Raw genomic sequence first — 5,162 nt, forward strand, 5'->3', positions numbered from 1 at the left:
CCGTCCGCATGCCGCCGTCCGTCCGCAGGACGACCGAGTGGCGCAGGTTGTTCAGGGTCAGCACCTGATTGGCTTCCGACAGGCCCATCTCCCACGGACCGCCGGCGTACTTGATCGAGGTCTGGGGCGAGGCGCCGGTGCCGCCGACGCCGCCCGAGACCAGGATCACGTCGGCCTTGGCCTTGGCTACGCCGGCCGCGATCGCGCCGATGCCGGTGGCGGCGACCAGCTTCACGGTGACGCGGGCGATCGGGTTGATCTGCTTCAGGTCGTAGATGAGCTGGGCCAGGTCCTCGATCGAGTAGATGTCGTGGTGCGGCGGCGGGCTGATCAGCATCACGCCGGGCGTCGAGTGACGCAGGCGGGCGATCATTTCCGTGACCTTGAAGCCAGGCAGCTGGCCGCCCTCGCCGGGTTTGGCGCCCTGGGCGACCTTGATCTCCAGCTCGACGCACTGGTTTAGGTACTCGGCGGTGACGCCAAAGCGCCCCGAGGCCACCTGCTTGATGGCGCTGTTGGGGTTGTCGCCGTTGGGCAGCGGCTTGTAGCGCGCGCTGTCCTCGCCGCCCTCGCCCGAGACCGAGCGGGCGCCGATGCGGTTCATGGCGATGTTCAGGGCGCCGTGGGCCTCGGGGCTCAGCGCGCCCAGGCTCATGCCGGGCGTGACGAAGCGCTTGCGGATCTCGTTCACGCTCTCGACGTCGTCGGTGGCGATCGGGTTGCGGTCCGAGCGCCAGTCCAGGAGGTCGCGCAGTTGGATCGGCTTCTGGGTGCGCAGGCCGTTGCTCCAGCGGCGATAGAGCTCGTAGTCGCCGGTGTCGCAGGCCGTTTGCAGGGTGTGCATCAGGCGGGCCTCGAAGGCGTGGGCCTCGCCCGAGCGGCGCGACTTGTACAGGCCGCCGACCGGCAGGGTGACGGCGGCGACCCCCCAGGCCTTGCGATGCAGCTCGACCGTCTTGCTCTCGATGCCGGCCAGGCCGATGCCCGAGATGCGCGAGGGCATGCCGGGGAAGAACTCGGCGGCCAGGGCGCGCGACAGGCCGACGGCTTCGAAGTTGTAGCCGCCGCGGTACGAGGAGATGACGCTGATGCCCATCTTGGAGATGATCTTCAGCAGGCCGCCCTCGATCGCGCCCTTGAAGTTCAGGCAGACGTCCTTGAGCGTCTTGTCGCCGATCAGGCCGCGCTCCAGGCGGTCCTGGAAGCTCTCCTGGGCCAGGTAGGCGTTGACCGCCGTGGCGCCGACGCCGACCAGCACCGCGAAATAGTGCGTGTCCAGGCACTCGGCCGAACGGACGATGATCGAGACGTAGCTGCGCAGGCCCTTGGCGACCAGATGGGCGTGGACGCCCCCGGTGGCCAGGATCATGGGCAGGGCGACGCGTTCGGCGTCCGTGGCCTCGTCGGTCAGCACGATGGCGCCGCAGCCACGCAGGACGGCGTCTTCGGCCTCGGCGCGGATACGGTCGAGGTTGGCGCGCAGAGCGTCGCCGGCCCGGGCCTCCTCGGCCGGCAGGGGCATGGTGCAGTCGATGACCGCGACGTTCTTCTCGCCCAGCAGGCCGCGCACGCGCTCGTACATGCCGGTGGTCAGCACGGGGCTTTCCAGCACGTAGACATCGGCCTGGGCCGCGTCCTGGGCCAGGATGTTGCCGAGGTTCTTGAACCGGGTCTTCAGGCTCATGACGCCGGTCTCCCGCAGGGGATCGATCGGCGGGTTGGTCACCTGGCTGAAGTTCTGGCGGAAGTAGTGGCTGAGCGGACGGTACTTTTCCGACAGCACCGCCAGGGGCGTGTCGTCGCCCATAGAGCCGATGGCTTCCTTGCCCTCCTCGACCATGGGGGCGAGGACCATTTCCAGGTCCTCGAGGCTATAGCCGGCGGCGGCCTGGCGACGCGTCAGCTCCTCGCGCCCGTACTTGCGCGGCTCGGGACCGGGGCCGATCTCCTTTTCGAGATCGACCATGTTGCCCAGCCACTCGGTGTAGGGGTGGCGGCCGGCCAGCTCTTCGATGATCTCGTCCTCGCCGTAGAGGCGACCTTCGGCCAGATCGATGGCGATCATCCGGCCCGGCGAGATGGCGAGCTTGCGGGTGATGCGGGACTCTTCGACGCCGCACATGCCGGCTTCCGAACCCATGATCACCAGACCGTCGTCGGTATAGGCAACGCGCAGCGGGCGCAGGCCCGAGCGGTCCTTGCCGGCCACGACCCAGCGACCGTCGGTGGCGCACAGGGCGGCCGGACCGTCCCACGGCTCCATCACGGCGTTGCAGTAGGAATAGAGCGCCTTGTGGGCGTCCTTCATCTTCGGATTGTTGGCTTCAGGCACCAGCAGGGCCTTGGCCATCGGCGCGTCACGGCCGGCGCGCACCAGCACCTCGAAGGTGTTGTCGAGGTTGGCGCTGTCGGAGCCGCCCGGCTGGATCACCGGCTTCACGTCATCCCCGAACTCGCCGAAGGCCTGGGCGGCCATCTTGATCTCGTGGGACTTCATCCAGTTGACGTTGCCCTTGATCGTATTGATCTCGCCGTTGTGGGCGAGCATCCGGAAGGGCTGGGCCAGGCGCCATTGCGGGAAGGTGTTGGTCGAATAGCGCTGGTGGAAGATCGCCACGGCGGCGGCGAAGCGCTCGTCCTTCAGGTCGGGATAGAACTCGTCGATGTGCTGGGCCAGGAACATGCCCTTGTAGATCAGCGACTTGGCCGAGAACGAGCAGATGTAGAAGTCGGTGATGTTCTGGCCGTGGACGCGCTTTTCGATGCGCTTGCGACACAGGAACAGGGCCCGCTCCAGCGCCTCGCCCTCGAGACCGGCCGGGGCGGCCAGCATGATCTGCTCGATTTCCGGACGCGTGGCGTTGGCCTTCTCGCCGATCACCGAGGTGTCGACCGGCACCTGACGCCAGCCATAGATGTAGAAGCCAAAGCGCAGGGCCTCGGCCTCGACGATCGTACGGCAGGCCTCCTGGGCGCCGAGGTCGGTGCGCGGCAGGAAGATCTGGCCGACGGCGACCGAGCCCGGGCGCAAGGCGTGACCGGTGCGGCGCACCTGGTCGACAAAGAAGTCCTGCGGCACCGAGACCAGGATGCCGGCGCCGTCGCCGGTCTTGCCGTCGGCGTCGACCGCGCCCCGGTGCCAGAGGGCCTTCAGGGCCTTGATCGCCAGTTCGACGACTTCGCGGCGCGGTTGGCCGTCGATGGCGCAGACCAGGCCGACGCCGCAGGCGTCGCGCTCGGTCGACGGGTCATAGGCGTGGCCGTCGATCAGGGCCTGGCGGTTCTTCAGATAGAGGTCCATCTGGTTCATGGTCTGAATCCTCTCTCTTATTCCGCCGCGATCAGCGCGGGCGCGCCGACCTTGGCCTGCAGGTAGCGGTGGATGGCGTCGGCGGCGTCGCGGCCGTCCTTGATCGCCCAGACGACGAGCGAGGCGCCGCGCACGATGTCGCCGGCGGCGAAGACGCCATCCAGATTGGTCATCTGGTTGCGGACGTCGGCCTTGACGGTGCCCCAACGGGTCACCTTCAGGTCGGGGGCCGACCACAGCTCGGGCAGGTTCTCCGGCTCGAAGCCCAGGGCCTTGACCACCAGCTGGGCCGGGCGGTCGAAGTCGCCGCCGGGGATTTCCTCGGGGCTCTGGCGGCCAGAAGCGTCCGGGGCGCCCAGACGCATGCGGATGGCGCGCACGCCGGTGACGGCCTCGGCCTCGCCCGACAGGGCGCGCGGAGCGGCCAGCCATTCGAAAGTGACACCTTCTTCCTCGGCGTTGGCCACTTCGCGCATCGAACCGGGCATGTTGGCCTTGTCGCGGCGATAGAGGCAGGTGACCGAGGCCGCGCCTTGGCGGATGGCCGTGCGAACGCAGTCCATGGCGGTGTCGCCGCCGCCGACCACGACCACGTCCTTGCCCTCGGCGTTCAGCTCGCCCGACTCGAAGGCCGGCACGGTGTCGCCCAGGTTCAGGCGATTGGAGGCGATCAGATAGTCGAGCGCTGGCACCACGCCCTTGCTGCCGCCGCCCGGCACGGTCAGATCGCGCGCGGCGTAGACGCCCACGGCGACCAGCACCGCGTCGTGCTTGGCGCGCAGGTCTTCAAGCGTGGCGTCCTTGCCGACCTCGAAGGAGAGCTTGAACACGACGCCGCCATCGGCCAGGCGCTTCGTGCGACGCTCGACGACGTCCTTCTCCAGCTTGAAGCCGGGGATGCCATAGATCAGCAGGCCGCCGGCGCGGTCGTGGCGGTCGTAGACGGTGACGTCATAGCCGGCTTCGCGCAGCCTCTCGGCGGCGGCCAGGCCCGCGGGGCCCGCGCCGATCACGCCGACGGACTGACCGCGCGCCGGCCCGGCGACCAGCGGCTTCACCCAGCCGTTCTCCCAGGCCTTATCGGTCAGGTAGCGCTCCACCGAGCCGATCGTCACCGTGCCGTGACCCGACTGTTCTATGACGCAGTTGCCTTCGCACAGGCGGTCCTGGGGGCAGATCCTGCCGCAGACTTCCGGCATGGAGTTGGTCGCCTGCGACAGGGCGTAGGCTTCTTCCAGGCGGCCCTCGGCCGTCATCCGCAGCCAGTCGGGGATGTTATTGTGCAGCGGGCAGTGGGTCTGGCAGAACGGAACGCCGCATTGCGAACAGCGCGAGGCCTGCTCGGTCGCCTTGGCGTCGATGAAGTCGGCGTAAATCTCGTGGAAGTCGCCGGAACGCTCGGCCGCCGCGCGCTTTTCAGGCGTCTTGCGGGCTACCGAGATGAATTTCAGCATGCGTTCGGCCATGCGACTTTCCTCATCTCCACGGCGGGAGAAAAATTGCTCTGCGGGGCCTAATACGGACTCTTTCGGGCAATAAGAATGTGTTGGTCAAAAAAATAGACTTATATATGCCGCGTCAGCGGGTCGCGCCTGAGACCGAGTCGCAACAGCGCGGCCATATAGTCCACTTTGTGGATTTACGACCTATTTACCGTGTCGGGCGCACGCCAGGGCCGGGTTTGGAGCCGAGATATGCCTGACTGGTTGAGCGCCATCATTCTGGGTCTGGTCGAGGGGCTGACGGAGTTCATTCCTGTCTCCTCCACCGGCCACCTGCTGCTGACCAAGGAGGCCATGGGCCTGACCGATCCGGCCTGGGACACCTTCATCGTATTGATCCAGCTGGGGGC

The 5,162-nt window shown here is 67.6% G+C and carries 3 protein-coding genes; 1 reads left to right on the top strand and 2 read right to left on the bottom strand.

Features of this window, described 5'->3' with window-relative positions; genetic code table 11:
* Both gltB and VJ655_RS03990 read right to left on the bottom strand, forming a co-directional pair.
* A partial coding sequence (gene gltB / locus VJ655_RS03985) for a glutamate synthase large subunit (RefSeq protein WP_324109774.1) occupies window positions 1-3,310 on the bottom strand: 3,310 nt, incomplete at its 3' end.
* A gap of 17 nt (window positions 3,311-3,327) precedes the next feature.
* Complete coding sequence (locus VJ655_RS03990) at window positions 3,328-4,776, bottom strand: NAD(P)-dependent oxidoreductase (protein ID WP_324109775.1); 1,449 nt, start codon at window positions 4,774-4,776, stop codon at window positions 3,328-3,330.
* A gap of 228 nt (window positions 4,777-5,004) precedes the next feature.
* Between VJ655_RS03990 and VJ655_RS03995 the strand changes: the two genes are divergently transcribed.
* On the top strand, window positions 5,005-5,162 hold a 158-nt coding region (locus VJ655_RS03995; protein WP_324109776.1), incomplete at its 3' end, for an undecaprenyl-diphosphate phosphatase.

The organism is Caulobacter sp. (genome assembly GCF_035254145.1).
Lineage (GTDB): Bacteria > Pseudomonadota > Alphaproteobacteria > Caulobacterales > Caulobacteraceae > Caulobacter.